Source organism: Thermodesulfobacteriota bacterium, assembly GCA_035325995.1.
Lineage (GTDB): Bacteria > Desulfobacterota_D > UBA1144 > Nemesobacterales > UBA2774 > JADLGH01.
The window spans coordinates 238299-255166 of record DAOKYU010000005.1; the positions used below are offsets into that span (position 1 = coordinate 238299).

The following is a 16868-nucleotide window of genomic DNA, read 5'->3' on the forward strand; positions in this document are numbered from 1 at the left end:
CGCGATCAATCCCCCGGCTTCACACCGAACCGGTTCAGATGGAATACCTCGTGCGGAGGTTTCCGATTTTTCCCGTGGCCGGCGAGCCCCTCGTCGAAGTATCCGAAGGGAAGCACGGTCAGGATGCTGAGCGAGCCGGGTATGCCGAGATACTGCGCGAGGCCCTTTTTGTCTATCATGCCTATCCAGCACGAGCCGAGCCCCCGCCCCCAGGCTGTGAGCGCCATGTTCTGCACTGCGCGGGTCCCGTCTATCTCGTGCCATTTGCTGGACGGGTCTGTCAGGACGACGACGGCGAAGGCGGCCTCCGATACGAACCTCCCGCTCGTGCAGTATCTTTCGAGTGCCTCGAGCACGGCCCTGTCCGTAACGAGAATAAACTCCCAGGGCTGCTGGTTACGGGCGCTCGGCGCGAGCCTTCCCGCCTCCATTACCTCGCTGATTACCTCTTCGGGAACGTCGCCTGTAACGTAGCTCCTTATCGAGCTCAATGTTCTTACGCAGTCGAATACTTCCATCTTTTCGCCTCCTCTCCCGTTTAAAAAAACGCCCTTGCATGAATCCATACGGGACGCGTGTACAACTAACTGATAAGTATAGCAGCACGCTTGAAGCGGTGCGTCCATACACGGACCATGCGCCGCGGGAGGGGTTTATGTTTTCAGATAAGGAAAGGGAATACCTGAAATCGCAGCGCCTGGCGAGGGTCGCCACCGTTTCGAAGCGCGGCCAGCCGGACGTCGCCCCCGTCTCATTCATGCTCGACGGGGACAGGCTGGTAATCCCGAGCATCGACATGGAGAAGACGCTTAAATACAAGAACATCAGGAACGGCGGCGCGCTCGTGGCCGTCGTCGTCGACGACGTGGAATCGGCGAGGCCGTTCAGGCCGCGCGGCATAAAAATGCACGGCGCGGCCGAGCTCGTCGAAATGGAAGGCCCGCTCGGGCATGGCCTTAACATAGTTGTAACGCCCCGTCGCGTGTGGAGCTGGGGCATCGACAGGGAATCCTTCGAAAACGGGAAGCCGCTGCTCAAGGTGAGAGACCTCGAGGCCGGGTCGGAATCCGTCATAAGGCTCGGAAAGTAAAATTCCTGAATCCGCCCGGTCTGAAACTTCCGTTTCAAATAAGCCGTTAACCCCGCGGTGGCTGCAGGGTTAACGAAACCCGGCTAATTCTATTTACACACCTTTCACTCCGGCGCTTCCCGCGCGGCGGGAGAAAAAACAGCCGTCTTCGGCTTAAGTTAACTGCCCTCGCATGATATAGTTTCACAATCCCGATATTCTAAGGCCGTAGAAATCACGGTAATATAAAGGCTTAAAGCGGAGGCCGAGTGTGATCAAGAAATCATGGGCGGGAAGGTTCAAAAAGGGCACGCATAAGGTTGCCGAGAAGTTCTCGGCGTCTATAGACTTCGACAAGAGGCTCTATAAGGAAGACATCGAGGGCAGCGTCGCGCACGCCGGGATGATGGCGGCGAACGGCATAATCCCCGAAAAGGAAGCCGAGAAGATAATAAAGGGGCTCCGGCAGATAGAGAAGGAAATCGACTCCGGTAAATTTCCGTTCAGGGAAGAATACGAGGACATCCACCTCAACATCGAAAAAAGACTCATAGAGAAGATAGGCGAGGTCGGGGGCAAGATTCACACCGGCAGAAGCCGGAACGACCAGATAACCCTCGACATGAGGCTCTACCTCAGAAAAGAAATAGAAGAGATAGTAGAGCTTCTGGGTCTCATCTCGGAAAGGTTAGTAGACCTCGCAGAAAAGAACTTCGGCACGGTACTCCCTCTTTACACGCATCTCCAGAGAGGGCAGCCCGTCCTCCTCTCGCACCACCTCCTCGCGCTCTTCGAGATGCTAAAGCGCGACAGGGAGAGATACATAGACTGCTTCGGAAGGGTGAACGTGATGCCGCTCGGCGCCGGCGCGGGGGCGGGGACGACGTTCCCGATAGACAGGGAGCACACGGCCTCGGCGCTCGGATTCCCCGAAGTCACGCGGAACAGCATAGACACGGTAAGCGACAGGGACTTTATAATCGAATTCATATCCGTATCGGCGAACCTCATGGCGCATCTGAGCCGTATATCCGAGGAGCTCGTTCTGTGGTCTACCAAGGAGTTCGACTTCGTGGACCTCGGCGACGAGTTCACGACGGGCTCCAGCATAATGCCCCAGAAGAGAAACCCCGACATGGCCGAGCTCATACGCGGAAAAACAGGCCGCGTCTACGGCGACCTCGTGGCGATACTGACTATAATGAAGGGGCTTCCCTTCTCCTACAACAGGGACATGCAGGAAGATAAAGAGCCCATGTTCGACGCGGCCGACACGGTGAAGTCCTGCCTCGCCGTCCTTCACGAAATGCTTCACACGATAGAGTTCAAAAGGGCGAATATGGAAAAAGCGCTCGGCGAGGGGTTCATCACGGCGACCGACATCGCGGACTACCTCACACGGAAGGGAATGCCGTTCAGAAAAGCGCACGAGGTTACGGGGAAGATCGTAGGATATGCAGAGGAGAAAGGAAGGGAGCTCATCAACCTCCACATCTCCGAATACAAGATGTTCTCGAAGGCATTCGACGAGGACCTCTTTGATTATATAACGCTCGAAGGGTCGGTCGGGAACAGAAAGTCCTACGGCGGTACGGCCGGTGAGAACGTCCTCGAAATGATAGAGACGGCAAAAAAAGATATCGCTTCCTGGAAAAAAGAAGTATAGAGCGTTCAAAACATATCCCGGTCAACCCGGGTGGGAGGTTTCCCATGCCTGAAATGAGTGACGCTGAACGGAGGAAATTCCTTCTGGACGGCACCAAGACCGGCAAGCTCGCGACGGTAAGGAAAGACGGCTCGCCGCACGTCGTGCCCGTGTGGTACGACCTCGACGGCGACAGCCTCGTTTTCACGACCGGGGCCGAAACGGTCAAGGGGAGGAACATGGAAAGGGACCCCAGGGTTTGTATGGCCGTAGACGACCAGGCCCCGCCCTACTCTTTCGTGATGATAGAAGGCACGGCCGAGCTGTCCGAAGACCCCGAAGAGCTCCACAACTGGGCGAAGCGGATAGCGGGAAGGTACGTGGGGCAGGCGGAGGCCGAAGCCTTCGGGAAGAGGAATTCCGGGGAGGGCGAGGTACTCGTCAGGATTACCCCTTCGAAAATAATCTCGTACCGCGACGTTACGGCCTGGTAGACAAGCTCCGATCCCGGATTCGCCGCGAGCGGGAATACCGGATTATAATTTATTGTTTCACCCCCGGAGGAATGGATGGAGATTCACTCTGAGCGGAAGACAGGCAGCGCGGAACTGTCGAAGGTTCTTAAAAGATTTCTCGCGTCCGAGAGAAAATTCACCCCGCTCATCTTTTGGGCCGCCATAGCCGGCGGCCTTACCGGTATCGTCGGCGCACTGTTTCAAATCTCGATAGACAAGGTCGGCGGGCTCAGGCAGATGTTTATGGACAGCCTGCCGCAGTCGACCTCCGTACTCGTCATGGCGTCCGTTTTATTTTCCGCGGTCCTCGTATTCCTGGCGTTTCTATTGGTAAGAAGGGTCGCGCCCGAGACGGGCGGGAGCGGCGTCCACGAGATAGAGGGCGCTCTCGACGACATAAGGCCCATAAGGTGGAAGCTCGTCCTGCCCGTAAAGTTCCTAGGCGGCCTTTTGTCCCTCGGCGGGGGGATGGTGCTCGGCCGCGAGGGGCCGACGATACAGATGGGCGGCAATATAGGGAAGATGGTCTCCGATATTTTCAGGGTATCGAAGGACGACTCCCACGCCCTCATAGCCGCGGGCGCCGCGGGCGGCCTGACGGCGGCGTTCAACGCCCCGCTCGCGGGCATATTGTTCGTCTTCGAGGAGATGCGCCCCGAGTTTAAATACAGCTTTCTCTCGGTGCAGGCCGTGCTCGTGGCGTCGGCCGCGTCCGACATCGCGCTCCGCGCAATAATGGGCCAGCAGCCGGACATATCCATGCAGATGCTCTCCGCCCCCGCCCTCTCTTCCCTCTGGCTCTTTCTCGTATTCGGAATAGTGTTCGGGGTATTCGGGGTGCTCTTTAACTTCCTTCTCGTAAAGACGCTCGACTTCTTCGCGAACCTGAAGGGTTATCTCTTTTCCCTGACGGGCCTGCTGGTCGGGGGGCTTATAGGACTTCTCGCGTGGTTTTTCCCCGATACTATCGGCGGCGGATACGCTGTCATACCCAAGGCCCTTACGGGGACCTTTCCCGTGATGGTTCTATTGATACTGTTCGCGGCCAGGTTCGGGACAACAATGGTAAGCTACGGCTCAGGCGCGCCCGGTGGGATATTCGCCCCGATGCTTGCCCTGGGCACCCTCTTCGGAATGTGGTTCGGGCACTACGCGGGCTTCTTTTTTCCCGGTGTCGACATAAGGCCCGAATCCTTCGCCGTGGCCGGGATGGCGGCCCTCTTCTGCGCAACCGTAAGGGCGCCGCTTACGGGTATAGCGCTGACGATAGAGATGACGGGTAACTATTTCCTCATACTTCCGCTCATAATCACGTGCCTCACGGCTACGGTCGTCGCGGAAGGGCTCGGCGGAAAGCCGATATACACGGTGCTCCTGAGAAGGACCTTAAACCTGGCGAAAAAGTAGAGGCCGGGGAAAGACGGTGTTCGAGCCGCCGCGCACCGCCCCGGGAATGGATCAGGCGCGCGCTCCGGTTTCGTCGTCCTTGCATCCGCCCTCTCTCAATATCTCCTCGATTTCGTAGCCGGCCGCGATGCTGGCTATCGAGGAGACGAGCTCGTGCGCGGGCGAGCAGACGACGCACTCGGCCCCGCTTTCGACCGGGCTCCCGTGATAATACAGGGGGACGAATTCCATGCCGCGCGTGTTCAGGTTTTCGAGGCCGCTCTTCCCGCTGTTCACCCTCAGGAATCCACCCGCGACCTTGGCGTTCACGAGGTAAAAGACGGGCTCCGCGGCGGAGTCGGCGCCGTGGGCCAGCGTCGTCGGTATGCCCTCCTGTATTACTATATCCCGGACGGGCTTCCCCCCCTTGCTCACGCGCATCCGCTTTCTGCCCTCGGCGTTGAGGTTTCTTATCTCCTCGGGCCCCGAGACGCTTATAACGGCCATGCCGTATGTGCCGGAGTTACTCTTGATGAAGAGGTAGGGCTTGTCGCTTACCCCCCTCGCCTCGTATTCCCTTTTCAGCCTGTCGAGTATTCTGGCGGCTACTTCGGCGACCCTTTCCCTGTCCGCCGGATCGTCGAAATCGACCCCTTCCACCGGCACGGTCTCGATGCTTACTATCCAGGGGTCGATGCCGATTATATCCGCCGCTTCGCGTGCGAGCCTGTTGTAGAAATCGAAATGAACGCTCTTCCGGCGGGTGTGCCAGCCGATTTCGACCGGCGGCTCCACGGGCTGGATTATGTCGTTAAGCGATTTCGGGCACCTCTCCGAAAAATCGTTGTTTATAAGGAGGAGGTCGGGGACGGAGTTCGACGTGAAAACTTTGTGGTCTTCCTTTTTGACCTTGTACGCCGTGACGTCTTCGCCGTTCTGGGCTTTGAACGTCGCGCTGTCCTGTGTAAAGTCGTCGCTGACTATTCCTATGTCCACCAAATAGCCGACTTTTACGAGTATGGATCTGAGAACGGAAACGTTTTCCCAGTAGTAGGGGTTCCTCGTGTGGAGCTCGGGGATAATCGTGATGTTCCTTACGTTCGGATGCTTTTGACTGAAGTAGGCCTTGAACAGCCCGGACGCCCTGTCCCTCGATTCCGGGGACAGGTTGTTGAACCCCGCCGGGAAGATATTCGTATCGACGGGGGCTATCTTGTAATCGGATATCCGGAGATCGACCGAGGAGTAGAGCGGAACGAACTCTTTCTCGGCCTTCCCGAGCGCCCATGATTCGAGACTCTCGCGGTTTTGAGATATCTTTTCGTTTATTTCCCTTAGTTTTTTCATTTACGCTTTAATCCTTTACGACGTAAGTCCCGGCTATCTTGTCGTGCCACGCCTGCCCTTCCGAATCGAATATCGCCCAGAAGAATCCGGCCAGCATAACGGCCGCCGAGATAAAATAGCCGAACCATCTCAAAAACGCGTCCCATATCCCGACGTCTCCCCCCTCGTCGTTTATGAGCCTTATGCCCATAAGCATCTTGCCTATAGTCTTCCCGCCGAGGGCATGAAGGAAAATAAAGTATGTGGAGGCGAGAAGAAAAAGAACCGGGTATAGATAATTCATGCCCGGGGTCTCTCCGCCGGCGCCGGCAACCATGAAGCTTATTTTCAGCGTGATGTATGCTATCGCCGCCACTATCACGAGGTCCGCAAAAAACGCCGCCGTCCGCGGAAAAAACCCTGCGAGGTTGTAGACCTCGTCGGCCTCGCGTCCGCGATATGCGGCTCCTGGCTCCGCATTTTGCTCTTCCCCGGCGAAGGGGTCCTCGTACCTATCTACGTATTTATCTGGGCCGCCCGGGTCCGGAGGCAGCCAGTCTTCTGGCCTGCCCCCTTCCAGCAGGTCGGGCTCCCCCCCTGCCGATTCATTAGAGACACCCGATGCGGCTTCCGATTCACCAAATAAATCGAGCTGCTCCCTCCGCTCCCGCCGCGCTTCCGGAGTGCCTTCGTCGGTTTCGCGTTCGGAGGGGGAACGGCCTTCGTTTATCGGTATGTCGAGAAATTCGTCGGACCGGGAGTCTTCCCCGGAAGTATTTTCCGGACGAAACTTCGGCCGGGGCTCGTACTCGTCTTCCGTCGGGGTGTCGATCACCGGCCTCATTCTGGGGTCGCCCCTCAGCGGGGAGCCGCACTTCTTGCAGGTGTCGAGATGATCGAAGCTGTTGTATCCGCAAGTAGGGCACTTCATTTTTGCCTGCCGGAAGAAGTATTATATAGAAGATACGCTAAAAATAAAAAAATGCGCCCTACCCCGTAATACCGGCTCTGCCTGACGTCGGCTGTTTCGGGATAGGACGCACCGTTTGTGGTCTGAATTTTATGTTTACGAGTCCTGCGAAAGCTTGATGTCGATCGCGGATTTCAGGCCTTCGGGATTCGCACCCGGGACTATCATGCCGTTCACGACGAACGTCGGCGTGGACTGAACGCCTATAGCCGTCGCCTCGGCGACGTCCTTCTCGACCTTGGCCTTCACATCGGGCGAGTCGAGGCACGCATCGAACTTCTTTGTATCGAGCCCGATCTCTTTCGCGAACTGGTTGAACTTCTGTTCGGAATTTTCGAGGGTTATCTGCTTCTGGTTGTCGAAGAGCTTGTCGTGCATTTCCCAGAACTTGTCGTTACCCTGCTGGTATGCGCATTCGGACGCTATGGCCGCGGGCATCGCCCAGTTGTGGTTCCGGAGCGGGAGCTGCTTGTAGGAGATGCTTATCTTGCCCTCATACGTTTTCAGTATATCGGGAAGCATGTCCTTGCCCCTCTTGCAGAACGGGCACTGGAAGTCGGAATACTCGACGACTACGACCTTGGCGTCCTTGTTGCCCTTGACCGGTACGTCTTCGAGCGAAATCTTTTCCATGATCTCCTGATGCGGGTCGATGGTGGTGTCCATCATCTCGGTGCCGAGAACGAGGTACTGACCGTTATCGCTTATGTATACCGGCACCTGCTGCGAGCCGCCCATTATGAAAGAGCCGCCCTTAAAGCCCTTAAGCTCCGACTCCTTGAACGTCCCCGTGTCGACGATTTCACTGTTGATTATGAGATACTTCCCGTCGTCGGTCATGAGGAGGGGAAACTCGCCCCTTGGAATCGGCACCGCGCCCTTCTTGATGCCCTTTATCGGGGTGGCCTCGAATTTCTTCGTATCGACCACGTTGCCCATGAGGATGTACTTTCCGTCGCCGCTTATGACGAAGGGGACTTCCTGAGCGCCTGCCGCCGACTGGATCACGAACTTACCCGACTTGAGATCGCCTACCGGGCTCTTCTCGAAGCCCTCGATCTCTATTTTGCTGTCTGACGGGATGTTCACCCCGAACCTGTTCTTGAAGAACTCCTGGAGTCTTTCGTTCTCCTCCTTGGAAATCTGCTGCGCATAAGCAGCCGCACTTACTATCAGGAAAGTAATAGATAGTATTGCAAGAGATAAAAATCTAAATCTCATACTTGCCTCCTTGGGTATAGATTAGCTAAAACTATACCACTGAATGTTTATAATGCAATAAAAAATGAGGGCTCAAATCAGCCGCTTCTATCTATAATCATTAGATTTTGGTCTATGCAAACACCCTCTCGAATATGCGGTCGACGTTCTTTAAATCGGCCGTTTCATCAAAGCACTCGTCGAGCTCGCCGGGGGTGAGCGCGGCGGACACGGCCCTGTCCCCCGAAAGGAGCTCCTTGAAATCCCCCTCCCCTCTCCACGTCCTCATGGCGTTTTCCTGGACGAGCCTGTAGGCATCCTCCCTCGAAAGCCCTTTCTCGACGAGCTTTAAGAGCACCTTCTGCGAAAATATCAGCCCGCGCGTCAGCCACAGGTTTCGTTTCATGTTCTCCGGGTAGACCTGAAGGCCGTCGAGAAGACCCGAAAGCCTCGTCAGCATGAAGTCGAGGAGAATGGTCCCGTCCGGGCCTATCACCCTTTCCACCGACGAATGGCTTATGTCCCTCTCGTGCCAGAGCGGAATGTTTTCCAGCGCCGGAAGCGCGTAGGACCTTACGAGGCGCGCCAGCCCGGAGAGGTTCTCGGAAAGGACGGGGTTTCTCTTGTGCGGCATCGCCGACGACCCCTTCTGTCCGTGCGTGAACGGCTCTTCGAGCTCTAAAACCTCGGTCCTCTGAAAGTGCCTTATTTCCGTCGCGATCTTCTCTATGCAGGACGCGATTATGGCTAGCGTCACGAAAAACTCGGCGTGTATGTCCCGCTGCACGATCTGCGTCGATATCGGCGCGGCCCTGAGCCCGAGCCTCCTGCACGCGTCTTCCTCTATCTCGGGCGGCACGTTCGCGAACGTGCCCACGGCGCCCGATATCTTGCCGACGCTTACGACCTCGCGCGCCCTCTTCATGCGCTCCGTGTTCCGCTTCATCTCGTCGTACCATAGCGCGAAGACGAGCCCCATGGTCTTGGGCTCGGCGTGTATGCCGTGGGTCCTACCCACCATCGGCGTGTTCTTGTACTTGTACGCCAGTTTTTTCAGTATTTTCGCTACCTGTTTCAGGTCCTTTACCAGTATGTCGGAAGCGTCCCTCAACTGAAGCGCGAAGGCCGTGTCGAGAACGTCCGACGACGTAAGGCCCAGGTGTATGAACCTCGCCTCCTCGCCGACGTGCTCCGAAACGGACGTCAGGAACGATATGACGTCGTGCTTCAGCTCCTTTTCGAGCTCGTTAATCCTGACGACCTCGAACCCCGCCTTCTTTTTTATCACCTTGACGGCGCTCTTCGGTATGCGGCCGTATTTCGCCCAGGCCTCGCAAACGGCGATCTCGACCTTGAGCCAGTTGTTGTACTTGGCCTCGTCCGTCCATATGGCCGACATCTCGGGCCTCGAATATCTTTCTATCAAATTCCGAATACCTCCCCTGCTTGTTTTCTGGGCGCGACGGATATCGCTATGTCCGACTCGCCGCCCGCTTTCCTTAAAACCCCGAACGCCGACTCGTAGGCGACCTCGGGCCTGTTGTTGACCTGGCTCAGGTGCGCGAGCACGACGTGCCTGAGCCCGTGGTGGATGAGCGCGCCCAGGAGCTCCGACGCCTGGCCGTTCGAGAGATGGCCGAGGCGGCCCTTTATCCTCTGCTTGAGGTCCCACGGGTAGTGGCTGTAAAGGAGTATCTCCGGGTCGTGATTGAACTCGAGTACGAGTGCGGTGCAGCCCCTCAACCTCTCCTTTACGAGAGACGTCGCCGTCCCTATGTCCGTCGCTATGCCTATCTTGGAGCCGTTTCCCGCCTCTATCGTAAATCCCACGGGGTCGAGCGCGTCGTGGGGGACCGAAAACGGCGTAATGTAAAGGTCCTTTATCGTAAACGGCCTGTCGCTCTCGAACTCGGCGAGCTCGGGGACCTTCTCCCTCCATAGATGAGCGGTCGCCGAGGCGACGTAGGCCGGAAGCCCCAGCCGGGGAAGGGACGACGTGTGGTCCGAATGCTCGTGCGTCACCACTACGGCGTCTATATCCGAGAGCGAGACCCCGATGGACGCAAGCCTCTGGGTCATCTGCCTCCGGCTGATACCGGCGTCGACGAGTATCCTGGTCGCGCCGCATTCTATATAGAGCGAGTTTCCCGAGCTACCGCTCGCAAGCGTGCACACCCTCATTTATATATTCATGCCTCTCTTAAAATCCCGGTTAGATGCAACATACACGATGACGTCCGCCGTGTATACACCGGGGCGAATAAACGGGCCGCCCGCTGCCGGCCGCCGTCAGAATTTTTTATCCCTCGTGAGCGCGGGCTCCGGCATGATGGCGTTCACGCCTGCAGGGACGCCCTTTCTGCCCGAGCCGTGGAGTATGGACAAAAGCCCCGTGTAGAAAAAGCCGAACTGGATAAGAAGAAGAAAGGGTATCCACGGAAGGTAACCCATGTACAGGGCGAAAACCGTTTGGACCGTGAAGAAGAGCCCGAACGCTATTTCGACTATCGCGGTGATCTCCTTCGAGACGACGTAGCTCCGCGAGCGCCAGTTGTCGGCGCGCGAGGTGACGGCAAACTTCGGCGTCCTCCGGAACTCGGAGGTCTTGCCGAGGAGGGCCTCCAGCACGGCCTTGGAATTGTTGACCGCCATTCCCGCCCCTATGGAAATCGCGAGCGGGACGTATTTGAGGTAGCCGAGCCATTTCTTGCCGTGAACTTCCTTCACCGTGATTATATAGAACAGGACGAAGCTGAACGTCCCGGCCGTTATCGCGAAGATGTTCATCGCAACGCTGCTTTCCCAGCCGAGGTGCCTCCAGAAGAGGGCCACCGGGAACATGAGGAGGAAGAGCAGCAGCAGCAGGAGATAGGAAATATTGCCGAAGAGATGGAAAAAGGCTTCGAGCTTCACCCTGAAAGGAAGGTTCTTATCCCTGAATATCCTGGGGAGGAGCTTTATCGCCGTCTGGACGCCGCCCTTGGCCCACCTGTGCTGCTGGCTCTTGAACGCGTTCATGTCGACGGGGAGCTCGGCGTCCGCGGTCATGTCCTTCACGTATACGAGCTTCCACCCGGCGAGCTGCGCCCTGTAGCTGAGGTCTAGGTCTTCGGTCAGGGTATCGTGCTGCCAGCCGCCCGAGGACTCTATACATTCCTTTCGTATCACGCCCGCCGTGCCGTTAAAGTTAAAGAACATGCCCTGGTTGAACCGGGACGTCTGCTCGATGACGAAATGGCCGTCGAGTAGTATGGACTGGGCCCTCGTGAGATTCGAGTAATCGAGGTTGACGTGGCCCCACCTCACCTGCACCATGCCGATCACGGGGTCGGTGAAGAAATCGACCGTGTTTTTCAGGAACTCGGGAGGGGGCATGAAATCGGCGTCGAACACCGCTACGAGCTCCCCCTCGGCCTTTTCGAGCCCTTCGCGGAGGGCCCCGGCCTTGTAGCCCTGCCTGTTCTCCCTGTGTATATGCTTTATGTTAAAACCCTCGGCCCTGTACCTTTCCGCGCATGCGGCGGCGATTTCGGCCGTCCTGTCGGTGGAATCGTCGAGTATTTGTATCTCCAGGAGGTCTTTCGGATAGTCGAGCTTGCTTACGGAATCGACGAGGCGCTCCACGACGTACATCTCGTTGTATACGGGAAGCTGCACGGTAACCTTCGGAAGGACCGCGAACTTCTCCTTCGGAACGGGCTTTTTGTTCTTGCACCTGCCGTAAAGGTAGGACAGGTAATACCTGTGAAGGCCGAAAATGCAGAGGAGTATAAGGGTTAACGTGTAAAGTAAGGTTAATACGATTTTAGAAGTTAAAATAAAATATTCCACTTCTAATTTCCCGCTGCCTTTTCATTTGGGAAAGGGGTCAGTATTTGACCTCTTTCAGCCTTTCCACCGCTTGAATTATCTTGTCGGTGCTGAAGGTAGTCGAAATTCTCGCATAGCCTTCCCCGTACTTTCCGAACCCGGTGCCGGGCGTTACGACTATCCCGGTGTCGGTCAGAAGCTTCGCCGAAAATTCCTTCGAGGTAAGGCCTTCGGGCACTTCGAACCATATGTAAAAGGTCGCCTTCGGCTTTTCGTATTTGAGCCCTGCCTCGTCGAGTCCCTTGCAGAAAATGTCGCGCCTCTCCTGGAATATTTTCTTCCTGTCTTCGAGTCCGAGCTTATAGTGCTTGAGCGCCTCGATGCCCGCCGCCTGGACGGCCTGAAAAGCCCCGGAATCTATGTTGGTCTTGATCTTGCCGAGCCCTCCCACGGCCTTCGGGCTGCCCACGGCGAAACCAATCCTCCATCCTGTCATATTAAACGTTTTCGACAGGGAATGAAACTCGATTCCCACTTCTTTCGCGCCGTCGAACTGAAGGAAGCTGTAGGGCTCGTATCCGTCGTACGCGATTTCGGTGTAGGCGGCGTCGTGGCAGATGAGTATGTCGTACTTCTGCCCGAGCTCTACGAGCCTCTTGTAAAAGTCCGCGTCGGCCACGGCCGTCGTCGGGTTGTTGGGATAATTCACGAAAAATATCTTCGCCTTCCGCTTTACGTCCTCGGGTATGGCGTCGAGGTCGGGAAGGAACCCGTTTTCTTTAAGGAGCGGCACCGCGTGCGGTATACCCCCCGCGAAGCTTATGGACGTCGGATAGACGGGATAACCGGGGTCAGTGTAGAGGCCGACGTCGCCCGGGTCTAAAAACGCGAGCGGCGTATGGGCTATGCCCTCCTTCGAGCCTATGAGCGCGACGGCTTCCGTCGCGGGGTCAAGCGAGACGCCGAAGCGCTCCTTGTACCACTCCGCTACCGCCTCCCTGTAAGCGGGCATGCCCTCGTACGAAGGATAGCGATGATTTTTGGGGTCGTCCGCGGCCTTTTTGAGCGCTTCTATTATGAAATCCGGGGTCGGAATGTCGGGGTCGCCCACGCCGAGGTCGATTATCTCCATCCCCTTTGCCCTCATCTCGTTTTTCTTGGCGTCTATCTCTGCGAAAAGGTATGGCGGAAGGTCCGCGATTCGCTTCGCCCACTTCAAATCCATTTGAAATTCTCCTTTATTATTGCCCTTTAAGAGCATTTATCATAACCAAACTAAAGTATTAGGGCAAGCTTCCTCCGGGGGCGCATCCTCTGCGGATATAACAACTGAATAACATAAACGCGTGTAAATACATAGCGGGATTTAACCGGTATAAGTATCATCGAGATAGCACGAGCCTATCTCCCGGCAGGCAATATCGGCTATTTCCTTCCTCGAAAGCCCGTGCGCGTCTACGGGCCCCAGGGCCGTGAGCTCGGCAGTGACCGATTCGAGACCGAGGAACCTGAAAAAGTGCTCGAAAAATGTAATATCTCCGTAATAATAGACGAGCGGCGAGTTCTCGGGTGTTATGGGCGCGCCGTTGACGGTTTTATACTTTATGCAGAGGGGCAGGACCTCCCTCCCCTCGGCGGCTGCGAGAAAGGAGCTCTTGAACGGCGAAACGCCGCTCCCGTCGGACGTCGTGCCCTCGGGGAAGAGGACCACGTTAAGCCCGAGGTCGAGCATGCCCGTTATGCTTTCCATGTCCCGGAGGAGCCGGGCGCGCCCCCTCCTCTCGACGAATACCCCGCCGGAATACTTTATAATGGTCCCTAGGAGGAAGGCCTCTTCGAGCTCCGAGTTGGCGACGAATACCGCGGGGACGTTCGAGAATATAGCGAATACGTCGATGTAGGAGAGGTGGTTACACACCATGAACGAGCCTCGGCCGGGGACGAGCCTTTCCGGGTTTATCACCCTCACCCTGACGCCCAGAACTGCGAGCGCCATTTTCATGTAGAAAGAGGATATGCGCGAGAAATAAAGGCGCTTCGATTTTTCGTTCCCGACCGCGAGATCGACGGCGAACGATACGGCGAGGAACGTCACGACGAGCAGCACGAACGCCGCTATTTTAAGCGCTTTCAGAAAGTATCTCATATAATTCGATAACCGGCGCCGGGCTGTCTCTACCGAAGCGGTTTCAGATATAATCTACTTCAGCCGGGAGAAAATAAACACGCCCATGAGCCCCCTTACGGAAATCATAAAGGACGAGATAGCGGGCAGCGGCCCGATGAAGTTCGACCGCTTCATGGAGCTTGCGCTCTATCACCCTGGCTACGGCTATTATACATCGGGCGGCGCGCGTATCGGAAAGGAGCGCGACTACTACACGAGCCCCTGTGTCCATCCCGCCTTCGGCGAAACCATCGCCCGGTTCCTCGTTAAGGCGGCGGAGACGCTGGGGGGCGGCGAGTTTACAGTGGCCGAGCCCGGCGCGGGACGAGGGCTCCTCGCGTCCGACATTCTGCACTCTCTGAGGGAGAACGCGCCCGGGGTATACAGCCGGACGAGCTACGTCGTAATAGAGAAGAGCCCCGCCGCGATACGCGAGGCGGAGACGCTCCTCGGCGGGCACCGGGGGCGCGTGAGGTTCGCCGAATCTCTCGACGCCCTCGGCGCGGAGAGCGTAACCGGCGCCCTGCTCTCGAACGAGCTCATGGACGCCCTCCCCTTCAGGCGGGCGAGGTTCGAGGGCGGGAGGATTCGCGAAATACTCGTAACACTCGAAGACGGGCGGCTTATCGAAACGACGGGCGACGGGCCTGCGCCCGATATAGAGGAGTACTTCGGCTGGAAGGACGATTTCGTCGAGGGGCAGGAGGTAGAGGTTAACCTCGGCTCTGCTGAATGCCTGGAAGACATCGCGCGGGTTTTAAAGAAAGGCTTCGCCCTGACAATAGACTACGGCTACCTCCGGGACGAGCTTTTCGGACCGGACAGGATGAAAGGGACATACAAGTGTATCTACAGACACACGGTGAGCGAGGACCCGTACATCCGCATCGGTGAGCAGGACATTACGGCGCACGTAGATTTCAGCCTCCTTGTACGGGCCGGCGAGGAAACCGGCCTCAGGGAGGTGAAATACACCACGCAGGGCCAGTTTCTTATAGACTGGGGCGTCCTGGAGATACTCGAAAGGGAGAGCCCGGCAAAAAAAAGCAAGGAGCTGAGGGAGGTTAAAGCGCTTTCGGCCATAAAGGGCCTTTTCCTCCCGGGCTCCATGGGACACAGCTTCAGGGCATTGCTTCAGGCAAAAGGGCTTGGCCGCGAGCTCGAAGGGTTTTATCCCGAGTCGCCCCTGACTATCAGCTTCGGCGTTACTTAACTCATCCCGATTCTTACATAATCCCGGCCGTTCATTTAATAATTGGTTACCGAGAAAATAATCTCTTGACAGCATGTCTCCTTTCGCAATATAATTAGGACTGGGTGGTCAGTACTATTGTGATAAGGGGTTAGAGAAGGGGATTGGCAGCGAAAGCGGGTTAGTGAAGAGGATGTCAGTGGAGAGGATATTTTATCAGGTACGAGGAGGGGATATTCTTTGTCCATAAGCGGTAGCAAGAAAAAGATTATCGACAGCGCCCAGGCGCTTTTCCACAGGCACGGCTTCCAGCAGACCTCGCTCGACGATATTACGAGGGTGAGCGGCGTCACGAGGAGCAATCTTTACTACCACTTCAACAGCAAGGAGGAGCTCGGTCTCGAGGCCCTGAGGGAGCGGATAAGGCATTACGAGGCGGAGGTGCTGGAGCCCACGCTCAGAAACACCTCGCTCCCGCCTGCCGGGCGGCTCTCGGAATTCTACAGGCGCGTCGCGGCTTACCACAGGAGCCAGATACCTCCCGCGGGATGCCCCTTCGGCAACCTCGCCGTGGAGATGTGCGGAACCAACGATAACTTCAGGGAAATGCTTTCGTCGTTCTTCGATATGTGGGAAGACTCCCTCGAAAGCTGCATCAGGCAAGGGATAGAAAGCGGCGAGTTCAGGGGGGATTATTCGCCGAGGCTGATGGCGCAGATGATCCTTTCACACCTCGAGGGCATGGTGCTGATGGTGAAGACGCACCGCACCATGGAGCCGCTCGATTCGGGGACGGCGATGATTATGTCGCTTTTAAAAGCGACCTGAAACACGACACACAAACGGGAGGCAACATCATGTCCGATCATATGTATAAAAGCGTAATAGGCAAGGAAATGGCTTATTTTAAGGAGCTCAATCCGGATCTTCACGGCGCGTGGTCCGAATTCCACGACAATACGTTTAAAGACGGGGCGCTCACCCAGAAGGAAAAGCAGCTCATCGCGGTTGCAGGGGCGCACATAACCGGCTGTCCCTACTGTATAAGGTCGAGGGTAAGGCTCTCCAAGAACCTGGGAGCGACTGACCAGGAGATAATCGAGTCGATATACGTCGCGATGAGGTTCGCGATGGGCGCTCCATTCGCGTATTCCAGCATCGCGTTCGAAGCGCACGACGCACTCGATAACGACATCCCCCTCACCGAGGGGCACTTCTTCAAGAAGAACATCCTGAAGGAGGTAAACGATTTCCACGCCTGCAGCGGGGGGATATCCGAGTCGTTCAAAAAGTACACGAAAAAGGTCTTCGAAGACGGCGCACTGTCCAAGGACTTCAAGCGCGGCATAATGGGGCTCGCATGCGCCCACCTCACAAAATGCCCTTACTGCATAAGGGGCTGCGTTAAGGACGCGCGGAGTGCGGGGATCTCGAAGGAAAAGATGGCCGAGGCCATTAACGTAGCCATGGTCATGGCCGCAGGGTCGGCGTTTGCCCATACTAGCATAGCCATGGAGACCCTGATGGAAATAAACGAGAAGGAAAAGGCCCGCGCAGCCGTTTGATTCAGGCGGCTTAGCTTGCAAAT

General features: G+C 56.6%; 16 protein-coding genes. 7 read left to right on the top strand and 9 right to left on the bottom strand.

The window, feature by feature from the left end:
- Positions 1-5: 5 nt before the first annotated feature.
- On the bottom strand, positions 6-518 hold the full coding sequence (locus tag PKC29_09015) for a nitroreductase family protein (protein HML95552.1): 513 nt from the start codon (positions 516-518) through the stop codon (positions 6-8).
- 137 nt (positions 519-655) lie between these two features.
- On the opposite strand from PKC29_09015, the gene PKC29_09020 reads away from it, so the two are divergent.
- The 4 genes from PKC29_09020 (at position 656) to clcA (ending at position 4636) form a co-directional block, all read left to right on the top strand.
- Positions 656-1090, top strand: coding sequence for a PPOX class F420-dependent oxidoreductase (locus PKC29_09020; protein HML95553.1), 435 nt, complete (start codon positions 656-658; stop codon positions 1088-1090).
- Between the two features lie 250 nt (positions 1091-1340).
- Complete coding sequence (gene argH, locus PKC29_09025; protein HML95554.1) at positions 1341-2735, top strand: argininosuccinate lyase; 1395 nt, start codon at positions 1341-1343, stop codon at positions 2733-2735.
- Positions 2736-2788: 53 nt separating this feature from the next.
- Positions 2789-3208 carry a PPOX class F420-dependent oxidoreductase gene (locus PKC29_09030; protein ID HML95555.1) on the top strand — a complete coding sequence of 140 codons (420 nt, stop codon included), beginning with the start codon at positions 2789-2791 and terminating at the stop codon, positions 3206-3208.
- A gap of 75 nt (positions 3209-3283) precedes the next feature.
- The gene (clcA, locus tag PKC29_09035; GenBank protein ID HML95556.1) at positions 3284-4636 is read left to right on the top strand and encodes a H(+)/Cl(-) exchange transporter ClcA; all 1353 of its coding nucleotides are present in this window, start codon (positions 3284-3286) and stop codon (positions 4634-4636) included.
- Positions 4637-4687: 51 nt separating this feature from the next.
- On the opposite strand, the gene gshA is transcribed toward clcA, so the two are convergent.
- From gshA to PKC29_09075, 8 genes are all read right to left on the bottom strand, one after another.
- Entirely contained in the window at positions 4688-5962 is a 1275-nt protein-coding gene (gshA, locus tag PKC29_09040) for a glutamate--cysteine ligase (protein ID HML95557.1), read from the bottom strand.
- Between the two features lie 7 nt (positions 5963-5969).
- Positions 5970-6872 (bottom strand): RDD family protein, encoded by a 903-nt coding sequence (locus PKC29_09045; protein ID HML95558.1) that lies wholly within the window; start codon positions 6870-6872, stop codon positions 5970-5972.
- 135 nt (positions 6873-7007) lie between these two features.
- Positions 7008-8132: a DsbA family protein gene (locus PKC29_09050; GenBank protein ID HML95559.1), complete on the bottom strand. Its 1125-nt coding sequence runs from the start codon at positions 8130-8132 to the stop codon at positions 7008-7010.
- A gap of 112 nt (positions 8133-8244) precedes the next feature.
- On the bottom strand, positions 8245-9537 hold the full coding sequence (purB, locus tag PKC29_09055) for an adenylosuccinate lyase (GenBank protein HML95560.1): 1293 nt from the start codon (positions 9535-9537) through the stop codon (positions 8245-8247).
- The gene (locus PKC29_09060) at positions 9534-10292 is read right to left on the bottom strand and encodes an MBL fold metallo-hydrolase (GenBank protein ID HML95561.1); all 759 of its coding nucleotides are present in this window, start codon (positions 10290-10292) and stop codon (positions 9534-9536) included. Before PKC29_09060 ends, purB begins: the two co-directional genes overlap by 4 nt.
- Before the next feature lie 108 nt (positions 10293-10400).
- Positions 10401-11942 (bottom strand): glycosyltransferase family 2 protein, encoded by a 1542-nt coding sequence (locus tag PKC29_09065; protein ID HML95562.1) that lies wholly within the window; start codon positions 11940-11942, stop codon positions 10401-10403.
- A 37-nt stretch (positions 11943-11979) separates the two neighbouring features.
- Positions 11980-13146, bottom strand: coding sequence for an LL-diaminopimelate aminotransferase (locus PKC29_09070; GenBank protein ID HML95563.1), 1167 nt, complete (start codon positions 13144-13146; stop codon positions 11980-11982).
- Positions 13147-13287: 141 nt separating this feature from the next.
- On the bottom strand, positions 13288-14067 hold the full coding sequence (locus PKC29_09075) for a lysophospholipid acyltransferase family protein (protein ID HML95564.1): 780 nt from the start codon (positions 14065-14067) through the stop codon (positions 13288-13290).
- An 85-nt stretch (positions 14068-14152) separates the two neighbouring features.
- On the opposite strand from PKC29_09075, the gene PKC29_09080 reads away from it, so the two are divergent.
- The 3 genes from PKC29_09080 to PKC29_09090 all read left to right on the top strand — a co-directional run bounded on the left by PKC29_09080 (position 14153) and on the right by PKC29_09090 (position 16845).
- A complete protein-coding gene (locus tag PKC29_09080) occupies positions 14153-15301 on the top strand; it encodes an SAM-dependent methyltransferase (GenBank protein HML95565.1) in 1149 nt (382 codons plus the stop codon).
- A 219-nt stretch (positions 15302-15520) separates the two neighbouring features.
- A complete protein-coding gene (locus tag PKC29_09085; GenBank protein HML95566.1) occupies positions 15521-16108 on the top strand; it encodes a TetR/AcrR family transcriptional regulator in 588 nt (195 codons plus the stop codon).
- 29 nt (positions 16109-16137) lie between these two features.
- The gene (locus PKC29_09090; protein HML95567.1) at positions 16138-16845 is read left to right on the top strand and encodes a carboxymuconolactone decarboxylase family protein; all 708 of its coding nucleotides are present in this window, start codon (positions 16138-16140) and stop codon (positions 16843-16845) included.
- Positions 16846-16868: the final 23 nt, after the last annotated feature.

What these genes read in the sequence shown, in the direction of transcription:
- gshA (HML95557.1), bottom strand. Translation starts at nt 5,962, where the DNA reads ATGAAAAAACTAAGGGAAATAAACGAAAAGATATCTCAAAACCGCGAG.
- PKC29_09015 (HML95552.1), bottom strand. Translation starts at nt 518, where the DNA reads ATGGAAGTATTCGACTGCGTAAGAACATTGAGCTCGATAAGGAGCTAC.
- PKC29_09075 (HML95564.1), bottom strand. Translation starts at nt 14,067, where the DNA reads ATGAGATACTTTCTGAAAGCGCTTAAAATAGCGGCGTTCGTGCTGCTC.
- PKC29_09070 (HML95563.1), bottom strand. Translation starts at nt 13,146, where the DNA reads ATGGATTTGAAGTGGGCGAAGCGAATCGCGGACCTTCCGCCATACCTT.
- PKC29_09080 (HML95565.1), top strand. Translation starts at nt 14,153, where the DNA reads ATGAGCCCCCTTACGGAAATCATAAAGGACGAGATAGCGGGCAGCGGC.
- PKC29_09090 (HML95567.1), top strand. Translation starts at nt 16,138, where the DNA reads ATGTCCGATCATATGTATAAAAGCGTAATAGGCAAGGAAATGGCTTAT.
- PKC29_09045 (HML95558.1), bottom strand. Translation starts at nt 6,872, where the DNA reads ATGAAGTGCCCTACTTGCGGATACAACAGCTTCGATCATCTCGACACC.
- PKC29_09030 (HML95555.1), top strand. Translation starts at nt 2,789, where the DNA reads ATGAGTGACGCTGAACGGAGGAAATTCCTTCTGGACGGCACCAAGACC.
- PKC29_09050 (HML95559.1), bottom strand. Translation starts at nt 8,132, where the DNA reads ATGAGATTTAGATTTTTATCTCTTGCAATACTATCTATTACTTTCCTG.
- PKC29_09020 (HML95553.1), top strand. Translation starts at nt 656, where the DNA reads ATGTTTTCAGATAAGGAAAGGGAATACCTGAAATCGCAGCGCCTGGCG.
- PKC29_09060 (HML95561.1), bottom strand. Translation starts at nt 10,292, where the DNA reads ATGAGGGTGTGCACGCTTGCGAGCGGTAGCTCGGGAAACTCGCTCTAT.
- clcA (HML95556.1), top strand. Translation starts at nt 3,284, where the DNA reads ATGGAGATTCACTCTGAGCGGAAGACAGGCAGCGCGGAACTGTCGAAG.